Raw genomic sequence first — 21,181 nt, 5'->3', positions numbered from 1 at the left:
TTACCCCTTCATCACGTTGACGTCTTCGACGGCGATGGTGCCGCGGTTGCGGAAGAAGACCACCAGGATCGCCAGACCGATCGCGGCCTCGGCGGCGGCGACGGTCAGCACGAACATGGTGAAGACCTGTCCGACCAGATCCCCCAGATGCGTCGAAAACGCGACCATGTTGATGTTGACGGCCAGCAGCATCAGTTCGATCGACATCAGGATGACGATGACGTTCTTGCGGTTGACGAAGATGCCGAAGATGCCGGTGACGAACAGGATCGCCGCCACCGCAAGATAATGTTCCAAACCGATCGTCATCGCTTCCCCTCCGGGCCCGACCCCGTTTTCTTGTTCTTTCTCATCACAGCCCCTGCCCCGGTTTGACGTCGACCATCTCCAGCGCCTTGGCCGGATCGCGGTGCATCTGCGCCAGCACGTTCTGCCGCTTGATGTCGGTGCGGTGCCGCAGCGTCAGCAGAATGGCCCCGATCATCGCGACGAGCAGCACCAGACCCGCGCCCTGGAAGAGGTAGAGGTATCTGTCATAAAGGATCATGCCGAGGGCGGCAGTGTTTTCGACCCCCTCGGGCGCGGGCGCCGCGCGCAGGCCATTGGCCGCATCGGCCGTGTTCCAGACCATCAGCCCGGTGGCGAGCTGCGCCAGCATCACCAGCGCGATCAGCCCGCCCACCGGCGCATAGCGCACAAGCTGCCCCCGCAGCGCCGCGAAATCGATGTCGAGCATCATCACGACGAAGAGGAAGAGCACGGCCACCGCGCCGACATAGACGATGATCAGAAGCATGGCGACGAATTCCGCCCCCATCAGCACGAAAAGCCCCGCCGCCGAGAGGAAGGTCAGGATCAGCCACAAAACCGCATGCACCGGGTTCTTCGACAAAACCACCATGAGGCCCGCAACCACCGCCACCACGGCAAAGAGGTAAAAGGCGAATACGAACACCGTCATGTGTTTTCCCCCGATTTCTCGTCGAAGACCTCGCGCGCCAGTTCCAGCGCCTTGGTCATGGCGGGCACGCCGCCGAACATGCTCATCTGGAAGATCACCTCGGCGATCTCCCGCTCGGTTGCCCCGGCCTCAAGCGCGTGGCGGATGGTCAGCCGGATCGGCGCCTCGGCCTGCGCGCCCAGCGTCACCTGACCGGCCAGCGTCACCAGAAGCCGGGTGCGCGCATCCAGCCCGTCGCGGTTGAAGGTCTTGCCGAACCACATTTCCAGCATGTCGGCCGGCAGGGTCGGAAACATCTTCTCGAAGGCCTTGGGGTTGAAGCTTTCCAAAGCCGGGTTGAACATCCGGGCCATCTCTGTCCCCTGCTCCATCATCGCCATGAAAAGCTTCTGAAAATCCGCGTTCATCTGTAGGGTGCATCCATCTCGATGTTGCGGGCGATTTCGGCTTCCCAGCGGGCGCCGTTCTCCAGCAGTTTTTCCTTGGTGTAGAACAGTTCCTCGCGCGTCTCGGTGGCGTATTCGAAATTCGGCCCCTCGACGATGGCATCGACCGGGCAGGCCTCCTGGCAGTAGCCGCAATAGATGCACTTGGTCATGTCGATGTCGTAACGGGTGGTGCGGCGCGAGCCATCGTCGCGCGGTTCGGCGTCGATGGTGATCGCCTGCGCCGGGCAGATCGCCTCGCAAAGCTTGCAGGCGATGCAGCGTTCCTCGCCCGAGGGGTAGCGGCGCAGCGCATGTTCCCCGCGGAAGCGCGGCGAGAGCGGCCCCTTTTCATGCGGGTAGTTCAGCGTGGGCTTGGGCGCCACGAAATATTTCATCCCCAGCGCGAAGCCTTTGATGAAGTCCCACAGGACGAAGTATTTCGCTGCGCGAACGTAATCGAAAGCCATCAGTTCTTCTCCGCCGGATCGGTCTTGCCGGTGTCTTGCTTGACTGGGCCGGAAACGGTCCATTTCCGGGTGTCGGAGGCGACTTCAAGATCGCCCACGCCAAAATCTCCGCGCCCTTCAAGGGCCCCCACCGCCCGCATGATCGGCGGCGTCTTCGACAGGAACGAGGTGACGTTCTTGCCCTCCACCTCCAGCCGGTAGCCCTCGATGATCACCGGGACAAGTTTCACCTCGCGGCCATCGAGCGTGACGGAAAGGGTCGGTCGGTTCGGATCTTTCACGTTCATGCTCCTATGCTCCAGCGCGCCCAGAAGCCGCCCAGAACTTCGAATTTGGCAAGGAAAGCCACGACCACGACCCAGGCGAGCGAGAGCGGCAGGAACACCTTCCAACCGATCCGCATCAGCTGGTCATAGCGGTAGCGCGGCACGATGGCCTTCACCATCGCGAAGACGAAGAAGACCGCGGCCATCTTGGCGACCATCCAGAGCACGCCATCGGGCACGCCGGGAATGGGCGAAAGCCAGCCGCCGAAGAACAGCACCGAGGTCAGCGCGCACATCAGCCAGACGGCAATATATTCGCCCGCCATGAACAGAAGGTAAGGCGTCGAGGAATATTCGACCATGAACCCCGCAACCAGTTCGGATTCCGCTTCCGGCAGGTCAAACGGCGGGCGGTTGGTTTCCGCCAGCGCCGAGATGAAGAACAGCGCCACCATCGGCAGATGCGGCAGCCAGTACCAGTTCAAGAGGCCGAAATCGCCGCGCTGCGCCTCGACGATCGCCGAAAGGTTCATCGAGCCGGTCGAGATGATCACGCCGACGATGATCAGGCCCATCGAGACTTCATAGGAAATCATCTGCGCGGCAGAGCGCAGCGAGCCGAGGAAGGGATATTTCGAGTTCGAGGCCCAGCCGCCCATGATCACGCCGTAAACTTCGAGCGAGGAGACCGCGAAGACGAACAGCACGGCGACGTTGATGTCGGCCATCACCCAGCCCTCGTTGAAGGGCACGACGACCCAGGCGAGCAGCGCCAGCACCAGGCTGAGCATCGGCGCCAGGAAATAGACCGGCTTGTCGACGCCCGCGGGGACGACGATTTCCTTGAACACATATTTGGCGGCATCCGCCACCGATTGCAAAAGGCCAAAGGCGCCCACCACGTTCGGGCCCTTGCGCATCTGCACCGCCGCCCAGATCTTGCGGTCGCCCCAGACCAGCAGCAAAAGGCCGATCATCACGAAAGCGATGATGCCCAGACCCTGCGCCAGCAGGATGAGGGTCTGTCCAAGTGATGTTGCCCAGAAGTCAGCCATGTTGTCCCTCGGATCCGTCCTGCATCATTCGTTTCAAACCGTCGGAATGCCGCGCTCGTGGCAATCGGCGACGGTCACTTCCGCATCGATCGTGCGCAAGCCCCGCGGCAGCGCCGGCGAGATGAGGTAAACCGCATCCGCCTGCAGGCTGCCGCCCGAGCGTGTCACGTTGGTGCGCACATGCCGGGCAAAGCCGAAGCCGCGGATCTGCGCATATTGTGCGGCGGCGCAGGCGGCATAAGCCGTCACCGCCGCCTTGCTGGTGGTGCCCGACAGCGCCACCTGAAATCCCACCAGATCGTCATCGAGCAGATGCGTCTCGACCCCCTCATAGGTGATCGTCGCGCCCGAGACCGCCCCGCCCCCGGCTTCGGCGCAGCCGCTCAGCCCGGCCGCAAGGCCGGTCAGAAGCGCCACGGGAAGGATCGGGGCCAGGGTCATGGTTTACTCCGCCGCCACGGCCGGGGATTTGCGCCCCTTGGCCTGCGCCGAACATTCCGGCATCACCACCGAGGCCCGGGCGATCGGGTTGGTGAAGTAGTAATCCCCCAGCGCAAGGCGGAAGCTGGCCTTGCCCATGTCGCGCCGCTCGGGCACGGTCCAGCCATTGTCGGCCAGATGGTCGATGTCGCCCAGATGCGGATGTTTCGCCAGCATCGACTGACGCAGCCCGCCGAGGCTGTCCCAGGGCAGCGTGGCCCCCAGTTCGGCCGAAAGCGCGCGCAGGATCGCCCAGTTTTCCTTGGCCTCGCCCGGGGCAAAGGTGGCGCGGAAGGCCAGCTGCGGCCGCCCCTCGGTGTTGACGAAAAGCCCGTGTTCCTCGGTATAGGCCGCGCCCGGCAGGATGATGTCGGCGCGCGAAGCCCCGCGGTCGCCGTGGCTGCCCTGATAGATCACGATGGGCCCGCCTTCGGAGCGCGGGGCAATCTCCACCTCGTCGGCGCCCATGTTGTAGATCACCTGCACGCCCTCGAGCGCGGCGATGAGACCGCCATTCGTCACCGCCCCCACATCCATCGCGCCGACGCGCGAGGCCGCCGTGTGCAGCATCAGCATACGGCCCGAGAGCGACATCGCATTGGCAATGACCGCATCGCCATCGGCCTCGGAAATCGCGCCCTGACCGAGGATGACAATCGCGTCCTTGCCCGCTTTCAGCCCGGCCAAAGCCGCGCGGTCGGTGCCGACATGGTCATAGTCATAGGTCAGATCGACCGCCGGGCCGATGAGCCGGACCACGGCGCCCTTGGCCCAGGCCTTGCGGATGCGGGCGTTCAGCACCGGCGCCTCGGTCCGCGGATCGGTGCCGATCAGGATGATTTCCTTCGCGTCGTCAATATCCTGGATGGCGACATTGCCGACGTAAGCCGAGCGGTTGCCGATCGGCAGACGCGCGCCGTCGGTGCGGCATTCGACCGACCCGCCCTGCGCCTCGATCAGGGTCTTCAGACTGTAGGCGGCCTCGGTCGAGCAAAGATCGCCGATCAGCCCCAGAACCTTCTTGCCGGTCATCGCCGCGGCGGCGGCGGTCAGCGCCTCGGACCAGCTCGCCTTGCGCAGCTTGCCCGCCTCGCGAATGTAAGGCGTGTCCAGGCGTTGGCGGCGCAGGCCGTCCCAGATGAAGCGGCCCTTGTCGGACAGCCATTCCTCGTTCACGCCGTCATGGTTGCGCGGCACGATGCGTTTGACCTCGCGCCCCTTGGCGTCGATGCGGATGTTCGAGCCGAGCGCATCCATCACGTCGATGCTTTCGGTCTTCACCAGTTCCCACGGACGCGCGGTGAAGGCATAGGGTTTCGAGGTCAGCGCGCCGACCGGGCACAGATCGATGATGTTGCCCTGCAGGTTGCTGTCGAGCGTCATGTCCAGATAGCTGGTGATCTCGCTGTCGGCGCCCCGCCCGGTCTGGCCCATCTGGGTGATGCCCGCGACTTCGGTGGTGAAGCGCACGCAGCGGGTGCAGGAAATGCAGCGCGTCATCTCGGTCTTGACCAGCGGGCCAAGGTTCAGGTTGTCCGAGGTGCGCTTGACCTCGCGGAAGCGCGAGACCGAGCCGCCATAGGCCATCGCCTGATCCTGCAGATCGCATTCGCCGCCCTGATCGCAGATCGGGCAATCGAGCGGATGGTTGATCAAGAGGAATTCCATCACCCCTTCGCGCGCCTTCTTCACCATCGGCGAATTGGTCTTGATCACCGAGGGCTCGCCATTCGGGCCGGGGCGCAGATCCTTGATCTGCATGGCGCAGCTGGCGGTGGGCTTAGGCGGTCCGCCGACCACTTCGACCAGACACATCCGGCAGTTGCCCGCGATCGACAGCCGCTCGTGATAGCAGAACCGCGGCACTTCGATGCCCGCCTGTTCGCAGGCCTGGATCAGGGTCAGGCTGGGATCGACCTCGACCTCGATGCCGTCGATGATGATCTTGCGCAGGGTGCTCACGCTTCTTCTCCACTTGCAGTCGGTGGCGGGCGATGCCCGGGTCGTTGTCTTGGCCGGTCAGCGGACGCTGGCGTCCGTCTCGGCAGGCGTTTCGGCGGTGCGGCCGCCACGGATCGAGGCCACCGGCGGATGCACCGGGCCCTTTTCCAGAACGATGATGGAATCATGCACATGGATGCCCGAGATCATCGGCCCGAACAGCGGCACCCGCGGCTTGCCGCCGTGATACCAGCGGTGCATGTCGTCGATCAGCTTGCGCACGAAGTTGAAGATGTTGTCCGAGGTGTCCATGCCGCCGCCGAACTTCTTCCAATAGGCGGTGTGCATGTCCTCGATCATGTAGACGCCGCCCTCGGCGAGCTGCGGAAACAGCATGCGCAGGCTGGCGCGGACATGTTTCATCACATGGCTGCCGTCATCCAGAATGATGTCGACGCCGCCCATTTCCGCGATCACCTCGGCCAGGAATTTCGGATCGGCCTGCGAGCCGATGCGCACCTGCGCCGCCTCGCCGTCGTAGTCCTTGCAGCGGGGATTGATGTCGATGCCAAAGATCACCGCCTCGGGCCCGAAATAGTCGCGCCACATCGCCAAAGAGCCGCCGCGCCAGGTGCCGATTTCCAGCATCCGCACCGGCTTGCCGCGGAACTTCTCGAAATAGCGCTCATAGATCGGCAGGTAATGGTGCCACTTGTGCACCTCGCGGCCGTTCGCCGCGGCATAGATGTCCACCAGATCGCCGCCCGCGCCATATTTCGTGCGGATGTCGGCGGCGACATCCTCGCCTTCGAACCGGAATTTCCAGGCGGATTTCTTGGCTTCGGTCGTCATGCGCAGCCTCCGGGGAAGACCCAAACATCATCGATAAAATTGTCACGATCGCCCGAGACGACCTTGCCGCCGCAAAGCGCGTTGGCCGCGCGTTTCGCTTCGGCGCCCTCGTCCATGCGGAAGGGCATGGCGGTGCGGCGCACGGCCAGCTCGCCCGTGGGCAGGAACGCGCCCTGATAGCCCGCAACCGCAGCCAGACGCGGCGCCCGGGCGCCGCCATCGGGCAGCGGCGCCGCACCGGCGCAGCCCGCGATCAGAAGGGGAAGCAGCAGCGCCCGCATCAGTAGCCCTTCCTCTCGTTGACCCGCGGACAGGCCAGATCCAGCCGATAGACGCCCGCCGCCAGCCGCCGCACCTCGGCCGGATCGCGCGAGATCGCCCGCGACGAGGGGCAGACGACATCGACCACCAGCAGCACGCCCTTTTTGAGCGCGCGCTCGTCGGTTTCGGTGACGCCCTCGTATTCGACCTCGAAAGCCGAGGCGAAGCCGTCCCAGGAAAGGCATTCCTCCAGCCCCTGCGCATTTCTTTCGCAGTGCTGGCCGCCGGTCATCACCTGACCGTAATAGTCCACCCGCGCGCCGCGCACGCCCTCGGACAGGCGCAGATGCCGCGACAGGTCGGGAATGTAGCCCGAGGCCCGCAGGCTGTACTCGGGCGCCTCGGCCAGCGCAGGCAGACAGGCGCAGGCCAGCGCCGCAACCGTCGCCGTCCCCCCCGTCGTGATCCTGTGAAAGCTGCCCGACCCGGTGGCCATCTCAGATCACTCCGCGGCCATCGCGCCCATGCGGCCGGTCTTGCGCGCCTTGATCCGGTCCTCGATCTCCTCGCGGTAATGCCGGATCAGCCCCTGGATCGGCCAGGCGGCGGCATCGCCCAGGGCGCAGATCGTGTGGCCCTCGACCTGTTTCGTCACCGAAAACAGCATGTCGATCTCCTCGACCTCGGCCTCGCCGGTGACCAGTCGCTCCATCACCCGCCACATCCACGAGGTCCCCTCGCGGCAGGGCGTGCACTGGCCGCAGCTCTCGTGCTTGAAGAATTTCGACAGCCGCGCGATCGCCTTGATGATGTCGGTCTGCTGATCCATCACGATCAGACAGGCGGTGCCGAAGGACGACTGCTTTTCGCGCATGCCGTCGTAATCCATGATCGCGTCTTCGCACAGATGCGCCGGAATGACCGGGCAGGAGGCGCCGCCGGGGATCACCGCTTTCAGGTTCTTCCAGCCGCCGCGGACGCCGCCGCCGTGCTTTTCGATCAGCTCCTTCATGCTGATCGACATGGCTTCTTCGACGACGCAGGGGGTGTTGACGTGCCCCGACATCGCGAACAGCTTGACGCCGGTGTTGTTCGGCCGCCCGATGCCCGCGAACCAGGCACCACCACGGCGCAGGATCGTCGGCACGACGGCGATGGATTCGACGTTGTTCACCGTCGTCGGGCAGCCATAAAGCCCCGAGCCCGCCGGGAACGGCGGTTTCATCCGCGGCATCCCCTTCTTGCCCTCAAGGCTTTCCAGAAGCGCGGTTTCCTCGCCGCAGATATAGGCGCCCGCACCGTGGTGCAGATAGACGTCGAAATCATAGTCCGAGCGGCAGGCGTTCTTGCCGATCAGCCCGGCCTCGTAGCATTCGTCGATGGCGGCCTGCAGGGCCTCCTTTTCGCGGACATATTCGCCGCGAATATAGATATAGGCCGCCCGCGCGCCCATGGCGAAACCGGCGATCAGCGCGCCTTCGATCAGCGTATGCGGATCGTGGCGCATGATTTCGCGGTCCTTGCAGGTGCCCGGCTCGGATTCATCGGCGTTGATCACCAGAAACGAGGGGCGCCCGTCGGATTGCTTCGGCATGAAGGACCACTTGAGCCCGGTCGGAAAGCCCGCACCGCCGCGGCCGCGCAGCCCCGAGGCCTTGACCTGCTCGATGATCCAGTCGCGGCCATTGCCAAGGATCGCCGCCGTGCCATCCCAGTGACCACGCGCCATCGCGCCCTTCAGCGAGCGGTCGTGCATCCCGTAGATGTTGGTGAAGATGCGATCGTGATCGTTGAGCATGTCCATTCCCTCGGTTTCGGCGGGGGCCGGTGTCCGGCCCGCGCGGCATCGGCTGTCCGATACACACGGTCTCCCTCGTCAGGCCGCAGCCCGGCGCTTCCGGATCTGGTCCGGGACATCCCGAGCCCCGCAGGGCTCGGGATGGTTTCTGCCGCGTCAGCGCCTCTCCCCAGGCGCCGGGCGGGGTCTGTCTCAGCCGCGACGGGGCTTCGACTTGCCTTTCGGCGCGGGCGCCGGGGCGGGCTTCGCCGCCGGTTTCGGCGCTTCAGCCACCGCGGCCACCGGCTCGGGCGTCTTGACCGGCGCCGCCACGGGCGCGGCCTTGACCGGCTCGGCGGCTTTCGGCGCCGGTTTCGGCGCCTCGGCCACTTTCACCGCCGCCGTCGGCGCCGCGGCCGGAACGGCCCGACGCAGCGCGGCGCCTTCCTCGGCCGACATCGGCGCTTTCGGCTCGGGCAGACCGCAGGTCGCCCAGCAGATCAGCCGTGCCAGGATCAGCGCAGAGATCACCCCGGCGATCGCCGCCATCCAGATCCCCACCGAACCCAGAAGCCAAAGTGCAAAGAAAATCGCGGCTCCGAGCCAACCACCCAGCTTGCGGGCTTTCGTCTGGCAGTCTGTGTCGTTCGTCGACATTTTGCCTTTCCTTTCCCTCTTTCCGTGCCGGGTGGCGGACGTCACGCCGTCCCGGCCTCTGTAGGTTGTCGTTCAAGTCTTCAGATCAGTATTCCGTCTTCAGTAATTGTTTGTCTTCGCCCGTTCGAGGAAACGGTCAAGCCCTTCCTCGACGATGATCTTCGCCTGAACCACCCAGCGGTCGCCACTGGCGCGCCCCGGAAAGCCCTTCAGATTGCCGTCCATCCAGGCAATTTCGCCCGCGCCCCAGGCGGCGATCTGGTCGAAATGGAAGATGCCCAGATCGTGCAGAAGCGCCTCGAGCGCCGGTCCGATGCTCTCGATCTTCTGCAGCTCATCGGCCTTGCCGTCGCGGGGTGCAACCAGCGCAAGCGGTTTCTGCGCAGCGGTTTCAGCCGTTTGTGCGGCTTTCCCCGCCGCCCCGGCCACCGGTGCAGCCGGGGTTGACGTCCCCCCGGCCGACTCTGCCGCCGCCGCCGCTTTCGCCGCCTCGGCCGCCGCCTGCTGCTGCACCGCCGAGCGCGGCCGCGCCGTCATCAGACCGATCGCGCCCATCTGCCCCGAGACCTGCCATGGGGCGGAAAGCCGCACCTCGGTCCCGTCGATCCGGCGCGTGCCATCGCCCACCGCAACCGCCCGCGCGACCGAGCCGTTCTGCGCCTCGCGCGCGCCGGAGGTCGTCGTGCAGCTGGTCAGGCCGGTGGCCGGTTCCGCCCCGAAGCGCCCGATTTCCGACCCCGGCACCGGCGCCTTGCCCGCCGCCAGATCGTCGATCAGCCGCTCCAGCCCCGCCTCGGTCAGGTCTTCGAAGTAATCCTTGCCGATCTGGGCCATCGGCGCATTGGCACAGGCGCCCAGACATTCGACCTCTTCCCAGCTGAACTTGCCATCGGCGGAAAGCGCATGCGGATGATGCGAGATCTTGCGCTTGCAGACCTCGATCAGGTTTTCCGAGCCCATGATCATGCAGCTGGTGGTGCCGCAGACCTGAATATGCGCGACCGAGCCCGTGGGCTGCAGCTGGAACATGAAGTAGAAGGACGCCACTTCGAGCACGCGGATATAGGGCATGTCGAGCAGGTCGGCCACGTATTCGATCGCGGGCTTCGTCAGCCAGCCTTCCTGTTCCTGCGCGCGGAACAAGAGCGGGATCACCGCCGAGGCCTGACGGCCCTCGGGGTATTTGGTGATCTGCGCTTCCGCCCAGGCGCGGTTGGCGGGGGTAAAGGCGAAGCTGTCGGGTTGGGTGGCGTGCAAGCGGCGCAGCATCAGCGGTCAATCTCCCCGAACACGACATCCATCGTGCCGATGATGGCGGACACATCCGCCAGTTGGTGTCCCTTGGCGACGGCATCGATCGATTGCAGATGCGCATAGCCCGGCGCGCGGATCTTGGCGCGATAGGGTTTGTTCGTGCCATCGGCGACCAGATAGACGCCGAATTCGCCCTTGGGCGCCTCCACCGCGGCATAGACCTCGCCCGCGGGGACCTTGAAGCCCTCGGTGTAAAGCTTGAAATGGTGGATGAGCGCCTCCATCGAGGTCTTCATCTCGGCCCGTTTCGGCGGCGTCAGCTTGCCGCGCGCAAGAATGTCGCCCTGACCGTCCGGCGCGCGCAGTTTCGCGCAGGCCTGCAGGATGATCTTGGTCGACTCGCGCATTTCGGCCATGCGGACCAGATAGCGGTCATAGCAGTCGCCATTCTTGCCCACGGCCACTTTGAAGTCGAATTCGTCATAGCATTCATAGGGTTGCGCACGGCGCAAATCCCAGGCCAGGCCCGAGCCGCGGACCATCACGCCCGAATAGCCCCATTTCTCGATCTCGGCTTCGGTGATGATGCAGATATCGGCGTTGCGCTGCTTGAAGATCCGGTTTTCGGTCAGCAAGCCCTCGATGTCGTCGAGCACCTGCGGGAAGGCCTTGGCCCAGATCTCGATATCGTCGATCAGATCGGGCGGCAGATCCTGATGCACCCCGCCCGGGCGGAAGTAGTTCGCGTGCAGACGCGCGCCACAGGCCCGTTCGTAGAAGATCATCAGCTTTTCGCGTTCCTCGAAGCCCCAGAGCGGCGGCGTCAGCGCGCCGACGTCCATCGCCTGCGTGGTGACGTTCAGCAGGTGGTTCAGGATGCGGCCGATTTCCGAAAACAGCACCCGGATGATCGAGGCGCGGCGCGGCACGGCGGTCCCCGTCAGCTTCTCGATCGCCAGGCACCAGGCATGTTCCTGGTTCATCGGCGCCACATAGTCGAGCCGGTCGAAATAGGGCGTGTTCTGCAGATAGGTCCGGCTTTCCATCAGCTTCTCGGTGCCGCGGTGCAACAGCCCGATATGCGGATCGGCGCGTTCGACGATTTCCCCGTCAAGTTCCAGCACCATCCGCAAAACCCCGTGCGCCGCAGGGTGTTGCGGGCCGAAGTTGATGTTGAAGTTGCGGATGCTCTGCTCGCCGGTCAGCACGTCTTCCGAGCCGTCGTCGTAGCTGTTGTGCCGGATGTCGCCGTCCATGCCTCTTCCCCTTGTGCTGCTTGCCTCAGCCGTTCCGATGCCGGATCAGCTGCGCTTCTCGTCGCCCGGAAGCACGCTTTGCGCGCCTTCCCACGGGCTGAGGAAATCGAATTGCCGGTATTCCTGCGCCAGCTTCACCGGCTCGTAGACGACGCGCTTTTGCACCTCGTCGTAGCGCAGCTCGATATAGCCCGTCGTCGGGAAATCCTTGCGCAGCGGATGGCCGCGGAAGCCGTAGTCGGTCAGCAGCCGCCGCAGGTCCGGGTGGCCCGAGAACAGGATGCCGAACATGTCGAAGACTTCGCGCTCGTACCAGTTCGCCGCCGGATAGACCTCCACGATCGAGGGGCACATGGCGTCTTCGGCCAGACCGGCCTTGACGCGGATGCGCTGGTTCTTCCACATCGAGAGGAAATGCCAGACCATCTCGAAACGCTCGACCCGCTCGGGCCAGTCGACGGCGGTCAGATCGACCAGCGTGGTGAAGCGGCACCCGGCATCATCGCGCAGGAAGCGCACGAAATCGGCGATCCCCTCGGGCTTGACGGTCACCGTCAGCTCGCCCTGCACCACTTCGGCCGAAATCACGTCGCCCGGACGCTGTTGCGCGACATGCGCCGCGAGGTCTTGCAGCTTTTCGCTCATGCTCATCCTCCTCAGCGCACCAGGGTCCCGGTGCGGCGGATCTTGCGCTGCAGTTGCAAGATACCATACATCAGCGCCTCTGCCGAGGGCGGACAGCCGGGCACGTAAATATCGACCGGCACGATGCGGTCGCAGCCGCGCACGACCGAATAGCTGTAGTGATAATAGCCGCCGCCATTGGCGCAGCTGCCCATCGAGATCACGTAGCGCGGTTCCGGCATCTGGTCGTAGACCTTGCGCAGCGCGGGCGCCATCTTGTTGGTCAGCGTGCCCGCGACGATCATCACGTCCGACTGACGCGGCGAGGCGCGGGGCGCGAAGCCGTAGCGTTCGACGTCATAGCGCGGCATCGCGGTGTGCATCATCTCGACCGCGCAGCAGGCCAGACCGAAGGTCATCCAGTGCAGCGAGCCGTTGCGCGCCCAGTTGATGATGTCTTCCGCGGTGGTCAGCAGGAAGCCCTTGTCCTGAAGGTCGCGGTTGAGCGCCGCGGCAGCCACGTCCATGTCGACGGCGGCGGTGTTGGAGCCGGTCATCACGCCCATTCCAGCGCCCCCTTCTTCCATTCATAGGCAAAGCCGACGGTCAGCACCGAGAGGAACACCATCATCGACCAGAAGGCGGTCATCGACATGTCGCCAAAGGCCACCGCCCAGGGGAACAGGAACGCCACTTCCAGATCGGAGATGATGAACAGGATCGACACCAGATAAAAGCGCACGTCGAACTTCATTCGCGCGTCGTCAAAGGCGTTGAAGCCGCATTCATAGGCGGACACCTTTTCCGGGTCGGGATTGCGATAGGCGATGATCGCGGCGGGGGGTATCAGGATCAGTGCAAGCCCGATCGCCATGGCCAGAAGGACGAGTATGGGAAGATATTCCCGCAACATTCCATGCGTGAGCGCGTCTTGCATCTTTTGACCCCTTTTGCCCCCGGTTGCACCTTCCCGTGCGCGGAGGCGGCAAGGGATGGAATAGCCCTCTCCCCCCCTCCGGTCAACATCGCGACGCCCGGATTCTGGGCTTGACGCGCATTTTGTATACCGATGCACACCGGATTTGAGACGTTTCGCCGCTGCGACAAGGCGTTGCCGCAATGCGGCAACATGTCTCGCCCCGAACCGGGGGCAAGAGCCGGGCCGAATCGGCCAATGCGCGAAATAATATTGCGAATCTGTCAGTTCACAAGCCAGTGAGGCGCCCGCCGCTCAAAGAAGGCCGCCAGACCCTCCTGCGCCTCGGCGCTTTCCCACCGGGCAACTAGGGCGGCGATCGTGCGCTCCTGTGCGGCCGAGTCGAGCCCCGGCGTCAGGCTGCGCACCAGCGCCTTCGCCTCGGCCACGGCGCCCGGTGCGCAGGCCAGATAGGGGGCGACCTCGGCCGCGATCGCGGCATCGAGATCGGGCGCCGGAACCACCCGGGAAAGCAGGTTCAGCCCCACCGCTTCTTGCGCCGAAAACAGCCGCGAGGACATGAAGACCGCCCGCGCCTTGGCCGGGCTCATCCGGGCGATGACATAGGGGGAAATGGTGGCAGGCGTCAGGCCAAGCTTCGTCTCGGTCAGGCCGAACCGCGCCTCGGGCACGGCAAGCGCGACATCGCAGACCGAGATCATGCCGATGCCGCCGCCAAAGGCATTGCCGTGGATGCGCCCGATGACGGGCTTCGGGCAGTCGTTCAGCGCGGCCAGCATCGCGGCCAAGGTCCGGGCACTGGCCGCGCGGTCCTCGGGCGAGGCGGTGATATTGGCCTGCATCCAGCGCAGATCGCCGCCCGCGCAAAAGCTTGCCCCCTCGGCCGCCAGCACGACCACCCGCACCGCGGGATCGGCGCCCAAGTCCCTGATGGCGCGGGTGAGTTCGGCAATCATCGGCGCATCCAGCGCATTGTGCTTGGCCGCGCGCGCCAGCCACAGCCACGCCACGCCGCGGGGATCGGTCTCGATCCGGATCGTCTCAAACATCCTGTCCCCCCTTCATCCTGCGCGCGCGCGCCGCCGCCCGCGCCAGCGCCGCCGGGTCCAGCCCGGTGTCATAGCCCAGCGCCATCAGCCGCGCGGCGAGCTTTTCCGTCGCCACATTCCCCGCCGCCCCGGGCGCATAGGGACAGCCGCCCAAGCCCCCCGCCGCGGCGTCGAAAACCCGCAGGCCCAGCGCCAGACCGGCTTCGACATTCTCCAGCGCCCGCCCGGCGGTGTCGTGAAAATGCCCGGCCAGCCGCTCGGGCGGCATCTCGTTCAGGACCGCGCGCAGCATCGCCGTCACCCGCTCGGGGTCCCCCTGCCCGACCGTGTCGCCCAGACTGACCTCGTAGCAGCCCAGATCGCGCAAGGCCGCCACCACCCGCGCCACCTGCGCGGGCGCAATCGGCCCGTCAAAGGGGCAATCGGTGACCATCGAGACATAGCCCCGCACCGGCACCAGCCCGGCCTGCGCCGCCTGCAGCACCGGGGCGAAGCGGGCCAGACTTTCGGCGATGGTGCAATTCAGATTGGCGCGCGAAAACCCCTCGGAGGCCGAGGCGAAGATCGCCACCTCGTCCACCCCCGCCGCGAGTGCCGCCTGAAAGCCCTGCAGATTGGGCGTCAGCGCCGCATAGCGCGTGCCCGGACGCCGCGCGATCCCCGCCAGCACGGCGGCGCCATCGGCCATCTGCGGCACCCATTTCGGGCTGACGAAAGAGGCCACCTCGATGCGCGGAAAGCCCACCTGCGAAAGCGCATCGACCAGCGCGATCTTGGCGGGGGTGGCGATGAAACCGGCCTCGTTCTGCAGCCCGTCGCGCGGCGCCATCTCGACGATCTCGACGCGCTCAGCCATCGGGCAGCTCGTAGAAATCGCGGGCATAGATCGTGGCCCCCCCGCGTTCGACGGCGCGCTGATGCGCGGGCCGGGCCTGCGCCCGGGCGATCCAGTCGGCGATGGCGGGGAAGCGCGCGCGCGCGACGAAGCGGAACATCGCATCCATGTTGAAGCCGAACATGCAATCGGCGGCCGAGAACGGCCCCAGGATCCAGTCCCGCCCGCTCAGCCGGGCCTCAAGCGCATGCAGGGTGATTTCGAGCCGCTTCGTGTCGAGCCGCATCAAGGGCAGCGAGCGGGCGCTTTCGGGACGCAGGAAGATGTGATGAATGTTCAGCGCCTGCAGGATGTTGCCCTGGGTTTCGGCGAAATGCACCCATTCGAGGAAGGCGCCGCGCTCGGGGTCGCCCGGCATCGGCGCCAGCCGCCCGCGGGTCTCGGTCAGATATTGCGTGATGGCGCCGGATTCAAAGATCACCCTTCCGTCGATCTCCAGCGCGGGCACCCGGCCCGCCGGGGAGAGCGCCCGGAATTCGGGGCTGCGCAGGCTGCCGTCGGTCAGCGACCAGACCCGGATCTCGGCCTCCTCGCCCAGCTCTTCCAAAAGCCACAGCACCCGATGCGAACGCGAGCCCGGGATGTGATGCAGAATCGTCATGCCGCTTCCTCCTCGGCCAGACGGATCAGCGCCGCCCCGGCCTCCACCTGATCGCCCGCGCCCGCCAGCACCTCGGCCACAAGGCCCGCCCGCGCCGCGCAAAGCGTATGTTCCATCTTCATCGCTTCCAGCACGGCCAGCCGGTCGCCCGCCGCCACCTGCGCCCCGGGCGCGACGAAGACAGCTTTCACCAGACCGGGCATCGGCGCAAGCGTGAGGCCCGAGGCGGAGCCGCGGCTTTCGCGGGCCAGCGGATCGGGGCGGGCAAAGCGATGCGCGCCCTGCAAAAAGACGGTGATCTCGTCGGCGGCAACATGGATCTGCGCCCCGGTCTTGGCGCCATCGACCCACCAGCCGTCCGGGTGCCGCGCGCAATCGTGCATCTGCCCGCCGATCTCGACGGTGATCCGGTTCGGGCCGGTGACCTGCAGCTGCGCGGGCTCCTCGAAGGGCACCGGGCGGCGCAGGGGCGCCCAAAGGCTGAAGCCGGTGCCGGTGGCCTCGTGCAGCCCGGCGGCGGCGATCACGGCCAGCGCGCGCGCGGCGGGCGGCACCGGCTGCGGGTCGGTCAGCACCTGCAGATCGCGGGCGATCAGCCCGGTGTCGACATCGCCCGCGCCAAAACCCGGATGGCGGGCAACACGGGCCAGAAAGCCAAGGTTCGTCACCGTGCCCGCCACCTGCGTTCCCGTCAGCCCGCGCGCCAGCGCATTCAGCGCCGCGGCGCGCGTCGGGCCGTGGCTGATCACCTTGGCGATCATCGGATCATACCAGGGGCTGATCGTGTCCCCGGGCCGCACCCCGGTTTCCACGCGCAGCCCGGGCGGAAAGCGCAGATGCTTCAGCGTGCCGGTGGCGGGCAGGAAGCCTGCGGGCACATCCTCGGCATAAAGGCGCGCTTCAAACGCATGGCCGCTGATCTGCAGATCCTCCTGCCGGGCGGGCAAGGGCTCGCCCGAGGCGACGCGCAGCTGCCATTCCACCAGATCGACGCCGGTGATCGCCTCGGTCACCGGATGTTCGACCTGCAGGCGGGTGTTCATCTCCATGAACCAGAACCGGTCGGGCCGCAGCCCGTCCGAGGCATCGGTGATGAATTCGACCGTGCCCGCGCCGCTGTAGCCGATCGCCTCGGCGGCGCGGACGGCGGCCTGGCCCATGGCGGCGCGCATCTCCTCGGTCATGCCGGGCGCCGGGGCTTCCTCGATCACCTTCTGATGGCGGCGTTGCAGCGAACAGTCGCGCTCAAAAAGATGCACGGCGCGGGTGCCGTCACCAAAGATCTGTACCTCGATATGGCGGGGCTTTTCGACGTATTTTTCGATCAGGACGGAAGGGTTGCCAAAGGCCGTCTGCGCCTCGCCCTGCGCGCCGGAGAGCGCCGCCGCGAAATCTGCGGCGCGGTCCACCCGGCGCATGCCCTTGCCGCCGCCGCCCGCCACCGCCTTGATCAGAACGGGATACCCCAGCGCCTCGGCCGCGCCCGCCAGATGCTCCGGGTCCTGATTGTCGCCGTGATAGCCCGGCACGACGGGCACGCCCGCCCGCGCCATCAGCGCCTTCGCCGCATCCTTGAGCCCCATCGCCCGGATCGCATCGCCCGAAGGACCGATGAAGACCAATCCCGCCGCCTGAACGGCATCGACGAAATCGGGGTTTTCGGACAGAAAGCCGTAGCCCGGATGGATTGCCTGCGCCCCCGTGGAGAGCGCGGCCGCGATGATCGCATCGCCGCGCAGGTAGCTGTCGGCCGGGCGCGGGCCGCCGATATGCACGGCCTGATCGGCCATCGCGACGTGCCGCGCCCCCGCATCGGCATCGGAATAGACCGCGACCGTGGCGACGCCCAGACGGCGGGCGGTGTCGATCACCCGACAGGCGATCTCGGCCCTGTTGGCGATCAGGATCTTTTGAAACATCGCGGTCTCCTTCGTCAACGGCCGGGGCGCTGCCCCGTGGCGGAAGTGGCGGGGGGCGCCCCCGGGCCCCCCGGGATATTTGGGGCAAGATGAAAGGGATGGGTTTCATCTTGCCCCAAATATCCCCGCCGGAGGCATCGAAAGTCACATCCGGAAGATCCCGAAGCGGGTGGGCTCAATCGGCGCGCAGAGGCTGGCGGAGAGGCTGAGCGCCAGCACCTCGCGGGTCTTGCGCGGATCGATGATGCCGTCGTCCCAAAGCCGCGCCGAGGCGTAGAGCGGCTGGCTTTGGCGTTCGAACATCTCGAGCGTGGGGCGTTTGAATTCGGCCTCTTCCTCGGGCGACCAGGTGGCGCCCTTGCGCTCGATCCCCTCGCGCTTGACCGTGGCAAGCACCCCCGCCGCCTGTTCGCCGCCCATCACCGAGATGCGGGAGTTGGGCCAGGTCCACAGGAACCGGGGCGAATAGGCCCGGCCCGCCATGCCGTAATTGCCCGCCCCGAACGAGCCGCCCACCAGCAGCGTGATCTTCGGCACGTTCGTCGTGGCGACGGCCGTCACCATCTTCGCCCCATGCCGGGCGATGCCCTCGTTTTCATATTTGCGCCCGACCATGAAGCCGGTCACATTTTGCAGGAAAACCAAGGGGATGTTGCGCATCGAGCAAAGCTCGACGAAATGCGCGGCCTTTTGCGCGGCCTCCGAGAAGATCACCCCGTTGTTGGCGATGAGGCCGACGGGGCAGCCCTGCACATGGGCGAAACCGGTGACGATGGTTTCGCCGAAGCGCGGCTTGAATTCGTCAAACCGCGAGCCGTCGACCACCCGGGCGATCACCTCGCGGATGTCGTAAGGCGTGCGCAGGTCGGCGGGGACGATGCCGAGGATCTCTTCGGGGTCGTAAGCCGGGTCTTCGGGCGCCTGCCACTGCACCGTCGCGGGCTTGGCGCGGTTGAGGTGGCTCACGGCACGGCGGGCCAGCGCCAGGGCATGGGCGTCATCCTCGGCCAGATAATCGGCCACGCCGGAAAGCCGGGTGTGCACGTCGCCGCCGCCCAGATCCTCGGCCGAGACGACCTCTCCGGTGGCCGCCTTCACCAAGGGCGGACCCGCCAGAAAGATCGTGCCCTGATCCTTGACGATGATCGTCACATCCGACATCGCGGGCACATAGGCGCCGCCCGCGGTGCAGGACCCCATCACCACCGCGATCTGCGGAATGCCCTTGGCCGACATCCGCGCCTGATTGTAGAAGATGCGGCCGAAATGATCGCGGTCGGGGAAGACCTCGTCCTGATTGGGCAGGTTGGCGCCGCCACTGTCCACCAGATAGACGCAGGGCAGCGCGCAATCCTCGGCGATCTCCTGCGCGCGCAGGTGCTTTTTCACCGTCATCGGGTAATAGGTGCCGCCCTTCACGGTGGCGTCGTTTGCCACCACCATGACCTCCTGGCCCATCACGCGCCCGATGCCCGCGATCACCCCGGCGCAAGGGGCGGCGCCGTGATACATCCCATGCGCGGCGGTGGCGCCGATTTCCAGAAACGGGCTGCCGGGGTCCAGAAGCGCCGCCACCCGCTCCCGCGGCGCCATCTTGCCGCGGGCGGTGTGACGTTTCGTGGCGTCAAGCCCGCCGCCTGCGGCCGCCTGGGCGGCGGCCGCGCGCACAGTGTCCAATAGCGCCAGATGCGCCGCGCGATTGGCGCGGAAGCTGTCCGAACCGGACAGAACAGAGGAGGTCAGCTTCATGGATCAGCCTTCTTGTCACGCAGTTCCGACGCGCGGGTGGCGGTCATCTCCATCCGGCAATTCGCCCCGACCACGCCCGCAAGTGTGGCATCGCCCCAGCGCGCCGACTCGAGCCCGCATTCGGCGTCGCGATAGGCGATCCAGGCGCGTTGGGCATTCTGCAACCGCTCGGCCAGGCCCGGCGCGGTCATCTCGGCCCGGCGGGCCTTGTATTCGGCGTTCAGAAGCCCGTCCCAGGCGGCGGTCTCGGCCTCGATGCAGGCGATGGTGTCACGCGTCGTGTCGGTGGCGGCGGCGGTGCAGCCCTGCGCGGCCTGACCAAGGCAGCTTGGCCCCCCGGCGCGCGGGTCGTAATCGGCAAAACACTCTTTCACCGCCTCGGGAATGTCGGCCGTGGCCGCGGGCGGCAGATCCTGCGCGCGCGCGCCAAGGGGCGCCAGACCAAGCGGCGCGGAAAGGGCAAAAGCAAGGGCAAAGACAATCGGTTCGGAACGCATCATGATTTCTCCATCAGTTCACGTCCGATCAGCATACGCCGGATTTCGCTGGTGCCAGCGCCGATTTCCATCAGCTTGGCATCGCGGAAGAGCCGCGACACGGTCGAGTCATTGAGGAAACCGGCCCCGCCCAGCGCCTGAACCGCCTGATGCGCCTGCACCATCGCCTGTTCCGAGGCATAAAGCACCGTCGCGGCGGCATCCTGACGCGTGACCTCGCCGCGATCGCAGGCCTTGGCCACCTCGTAGGTATAGGCGCGCGCGGTATTCGCCGCGACATACATGTCGGCGATCTTCGCCTGCATCAGCTGGAAGCTCCCGATCGGCTGGCCGAACTGCTCGCGCGTCCGGGCATAGGGCAAGACCTCGTCCAGACAGGCCATCAGGATGCCGGTCCCGATCCCAGAAAGCACCACGCGTTCGTAATCGAGCCCCGACATCAGCACCCGCACGCCCTTGCCCTCAAGGCCCAGCACGTTTTCCGCGGGCACCTCGCAATCGTCAAAGAACAGCTGCGCCGTGTTCGAGCCGCGCATGCCGAGCTTGTCGAAATGCGCCGAGCTCGAAAACCCCTTCATCCCCCGCTCGACGATGAAGGCGGTGATGCCCTTTGAGCCCGCGGCCGGATCGGTTTTCGCATAGACCACCAAAGTATCGGCATCGCAGCCATTGGTGATCCAGTATTTGTGCCCGTTGAGCACGTAAACGTCGCCGCGCCGTTCCGCCCGCAGCTTCATGCCGACGACATCGGAGCCCGCCCCCGATTCACTCATCGCCAAAGCGCCGATCCTGGCCCCAGAGACCAGATCGGGCAGGTATTTGCGTTTCTGTTCCGCCGTGCCGTTCAGCTTCAGCTGGTTGACGCAAAGGTTCGAATGCGCCCCGTAGGAGAGCGAAATCGAGGCCGAAACCCGGGCGATCTCCTCGGTCGCCACCACATGGGCCAGATAGCCCATCCCCGCGCCGCCGTATTCCTCGGGCACGGTGATGCCCAAAAGGCCAAGCGCCCCCATCTCGGCCCACAACTCGTTCGGGAACAGGTTGTCGCGGTCGACCGCCGCCGCCATCGGCGCCAGCCGGTCCCGCGCCCAGGCCTGCACCATGTCGCGCAGCGCAGCGATGTCCTCCCCCAGATCGAACCGCATCGAGCCCGCGACCATCTTCCCCTCCCCGGTTATTGAACGATTGTTCATTTATTCCCGCATCGGGCGATTCCGTCAAGCCGAGGTGCCGCAACGTCACGGCGCGGGGCGAC

The 21,181-nt window shown here is 66.1% G+C and carries 25 protein-coding genes; all 25 read right to left on the bottom strand.

All coding sequences use genetic code 11. The annotated features are described in order from the left end of the window. The 25 genes from nuoK to RCAP_RS07480 all read right to left on the bottom strand — a co-directional run bounded on the left by nuoK (position 1) and on the right by RCAP_RS07480 (position 21,086). Entirely contained in the window at positions 1 to 309 is a 309-nt protein-coding gene (gene nuoK, locus RCAP_RS07600) for an NADH-quinone oxidoreductase subunit NuoK (RefSeq protein WP_013067258.1), read from the bottom strand. Positions 310 to 352: 43 nt separating this feature from the next. Next, positions 353 to 961, bottom strand: a complete 609-nt coding sequence (locus RCAP_RS07595; RefSeq protein WP_013067257.1) for an NADH-quinone oxidoreductase subunit J — start codon at positions 959 to 961, stop codon at positions 353 to 355. Next, the gene (locus RCAP_RS07590; RefSeq protein ID WP_013067256.1) at positions 958 to 1,368 is read right to left on the bottom strand and encodes a carboxymuconolactone decarboxylase family protein; all 411 of its coding nucleotides are present in this window, start codon (positions 1,366 to 1,368) and stop codon (positions 958 to 960) included. The genes RCAP_RS07595 and RCAP_RS07590 overlap by 4 nt, the downstream gene beginning before the upstream one ends. Continuing rightward, positions 1,365 to 1,856, bottom strand: a complete 492-nt coding sequence (gene nuoI / locus RCAP_RS07585; protein ID WP_013067255.1) for an NADH-quinone oxidoreductase subunit NuoI — start codon at positions 1,854 to 1,856, stop codon at positions 1,365 to 1,367. Before nuoI ends, RCAP_RS07590 begins: the two co-directional genes overlap by 4 nt. Further along, positions 1,856 to 2,143 carry a hypothetical protein gene (locus RCAP_RS07580; RefSeq protein WP_013067254.1) on the bottom strand — a complete coding sequence of 96 codons (288 nt, stop codon included), beginning with the start codon at positions 2,141 to 2,143 and terminating at the stop codon, positions 1,856 to 1,858. The genes nuoI and RCAP_RS07580 overlap by 1 nt, the downstream gene beginning before the upstream one ends. Beyond that, positions 2,140 to 3,177, bottom strand: coding sequence for an NADH-quinone oxidoreductase subunit NuoH (nuoH, locus tag RCAP_RS07575; RefSeq protein ID WP_013067253.1), 1,038 nt, complete (start codon positions 3,175 to 3,177; stop codon positions 2,140 to 2,142). The genes RCAP_RS07580 and nuoH overlap by 4 nt, the downstream gene beginning before the upstream one ends. Positions 3,178 to 3,210: 33 nt before the next feature. Further along, complete coding sequence (locus RCAP_RS07570; RefSeq protein ID WP_013067252.1) at positions 3,211 to 3,618, bottom strand: hypothetical protein; 408 nt, start codon at positions 3,616 to 3,618, stop codon at positions 3,211 to 3,213. Positions 3,619 to 3,621: 3 nt separating this feature from the next. Beyond that, positions 3,622 to 5,619 (bottom strand): NADH-quinone oxidoreductase subunit NuoG, encoded by a 1,998-nt coding sequence (gene nuoG, locus RCAP_RS07565; protein WP_013067251.1) that lies wholly within the window; start codon positions 5,617 to 5,619, stop codon positions 3,622 to 3,624. A gap of 57 nt (positions 5,620 to 5,676) precedes the next feature. After that, entirely contained in the window at positions 5,677 to 6,450 is a 774-nt protein-coding gene (locus RCAP_RS07560) for a class I SAM-dependent methyltransferase (RefSeq protein ID WP_013067250.1), read from the bottom strand. After that, positions 6,447 to 6,731 (bottom strand): hypothetical protein, encoded by a 285-nt coding sequence (locus tag RCAP_RS07555; RefSeq protein WP_013067249.1) that lies wholly within the window; start codon positions 6,729 to 6,731, stop codon positions 6,447 to 6,449. Before RCAP_RS07555 ends, RCAP_RS07560 begins: the two co-directional genes overlap by 4 nt. Next, complete coding sequence (locus RCAP_RS07550; protein WP_013067248.1) at positions 6,731 to 7,207, bottom strand: hypothetical protein; 477 nt, start codon at positions 7,205 to 7,207, stop codon at positions 6,731 to 6,733. The genes RCAP_RS07555 and RCAP_RS07550 overlap by 1 nt, the downstream gene beginning before the upstream one ends. A 6-nt stretch (positions 7,208 to 7,213) precedes the next feature. Then, positions 7,214 to 8,509 carry an NADH-quinone oxidoreductase subunit NuoF gene (gene nuoF, locus RCAP_RS07545; protein WP_013067247.1) on the bottom strand — a complete coding sequence of 432 codons (1,296 nt, stop codon included), beginning with the start codon at positions 8,507 to 8,509 and terminating at the stop codon, positions 7,214 to 7,216. A gap of 192 nt (positions 8,510 to 8,701) precedes the next feature. Next, the gene (locus tag RCAP_RS07540) at positions 8,702 to 9,145 is read right to left on the bottom strand and encodes a hypothetical protein (RefSeq protein ID WP_013067246.1); all 444 of its coding nucleotides are present in this window, start codon (positions 9,143 to 9,145) and stop codon (positions 8,702 to 8,704) included. A gap of 99 nt (positions 9,146 to 9,244) precedes the next feature. Then, positions 9,245 to 10,414, bottom strand: a complete 1,170-nt coding sequence (locus tag RCAP_RS07535) for an NADH-quinone oxidoreductase subunit E (protein ID WP_013067245.1) — start codon at positions 10,412 to 10,414, stop codon at positions 9,245 to 9,247. Continuing rightward, a complete protein-coding gene (locus tag RCAP_RS07530) occupies positions 10,414 to 11,655 on the bottom strand; it encodes an NADH-quinone oxidoreductase subunit D (RefSeq protein WP_013067244.1) in 1,242 nt (413 codons plus the stop codon). The genes RCAP_RS07535 and RCAP_RS07530 overlap by 1 nt, the downstream gene beginning before the upstream one ends. Before the next feature lie 45 nt (positions 11,656 to 11,700). Next, complete coding sequence (locus RCAP_RS07525; RefSeq protein WP_013067243.1) at positions 11,701 to 12,300, bottom strand: NADH-quinone oxidoreductase subunit C; 600 nt, start codon at positions 12,298 to 12,300, stop codon at positions 11,701 to 11,703. 11 nt (positions 12,301 to 12,311) lie between these two features. Then, a complete protein-coding gene (locus RCAP_RS07520; RefSeq protein WP_013067242.1) occupies positions 12,312 to 12,845 on the bottom strand; it encodes a NuoB/complex I 20 kDa subunit family protein in 534 nt (177 codons plus the stop codon). After that, positions 12,836 to 13,192: an NADH-quinone oxidoreductase subunit A gene (locus tag RCAP_RS07515; RefSeq protein WP_044033652.1), complete on the bottom strand. Its 357-nt coding sequence runs from the start codon at positions 13,190 to 13,192 to the stop codon at positions 12,836 to 12,838. The genes RCAP_RS07520 and RCAP_RS07515 overlap by 10 nt, the downstream gene beginning before the upstream one ends. A gap of 287 nt (positions 13,193 to 13,479) precedes the next feature. Next, positions 13,480 to 14,265, bottom strand: coding sequence for a crotonase/enoyl-CoA hydratase family protein (locus RCAP_RS07510; protein WP_013067240.1), 786 nt, complete (start codon positions 14,263 to 14,265; stop codon positions 13,480 to 13,482). Beyond that, positions 14,258 to 15,121 (bottom strand): hydroxymethylglutaryl-CoA lyase, encoded by an 864-nt coding sequence (locus RCAP_RS07505; protein ID WP_013067239.1) that lies wholly within the window; start codon positions 15,119 to 15,121, stop codon positions 14,258 to 14,260. The genes RCAP_RS07510 and RCAP_RS07505 overlap by 8 nt, the downstream gene beginning before the upstream one ends. Further along, complete coding sequence (locus tag RCAP_RS07500; protein ID WP_013067238.1) at positions 15,114 to 15,761, bottom strand: glutathione S-transferase family protein; 648 nt, start codon at positions 15,759 to 15,761, stop codon at positions 15,114 to 15,116. The genes RCAP_RS07505 and RCAP_RS07500 overlap by 8 nt, the downstream gene beginning before the upstream one ends. Further along, on the bottom strand, positions 15,758 to 17,680 hold the full coding sequence (locus RCAP_RS07495) for an acetyl-CoA carboxylase biotin carboxylase subunit (RefSeq protein ID WP_013067237.1): 1,923 nt from the start codon (positions 17,678 to 17,680) through the stop codon (positions 15,758 to 15,760). Before RCAP_RS07495 ends, RCAP_RS07500 begins: the two co-directional genes overlap by 4 nt. Before the next feature lie 144 nt (positions 17,681 to 17,824). After that, on the bottom strand, positions 17,825 to 19,429 hold the full coding sequence (locus RCAP_RS07490) for a carboxyl transferase domain-containing protein (RefSeq protein WP_013067236.1): 1,605 nt from the start codon (positions 19,427 to 19,429) through the stop codon (positions 17,825 to 17,827). Next, positions 19,426 to 19,929 carry a lysozyme inhibitor LprI family protein gene (locus tag RCAP_RS18440; RefSeq protein ID WP_013067235.1) on the bottom strand — a complete coding sequence of 168 codons (504 nt, stop codon included), beginning with the start codon at positions 19,927 to 19,929 and terminating at the stop codon, positions 19,426 to 19,428. Before RCAP_RS18440 ends, RCAP_RS07490 begins: the two co-directional genes overlap by 4 nt. Beyond that, entirely contained in the window at positions 19,926 to 21,086 is a 1,161-nt protein-coding gene (locus tag RCAP_RS07480) for an acyl-CoA dehydrogenase family protein (protein WP_013067234.1), read from the bottom strand. Before RCAP_RS07480 ends, RCAP_RS18440 begins: the two co-directional genes overlap by 4 nt. Positions 21,087 to 21,181 lie beyond the last annotated feature (95 nt).

The organism is Rhodobacter capsulatus SB 1003, assembly GCF_000021865.1.
Classification (GTDB): Bacteria; Pseudomonadota; Alphaproteobacteria; order Rhodobacterales; family Rhodobacteraceae; genus Rhodobacter; species Rhodobacter capsulatus_B.
This window is presented reverse-complemented; position numbering and strand designations above follow the sequence as displayed.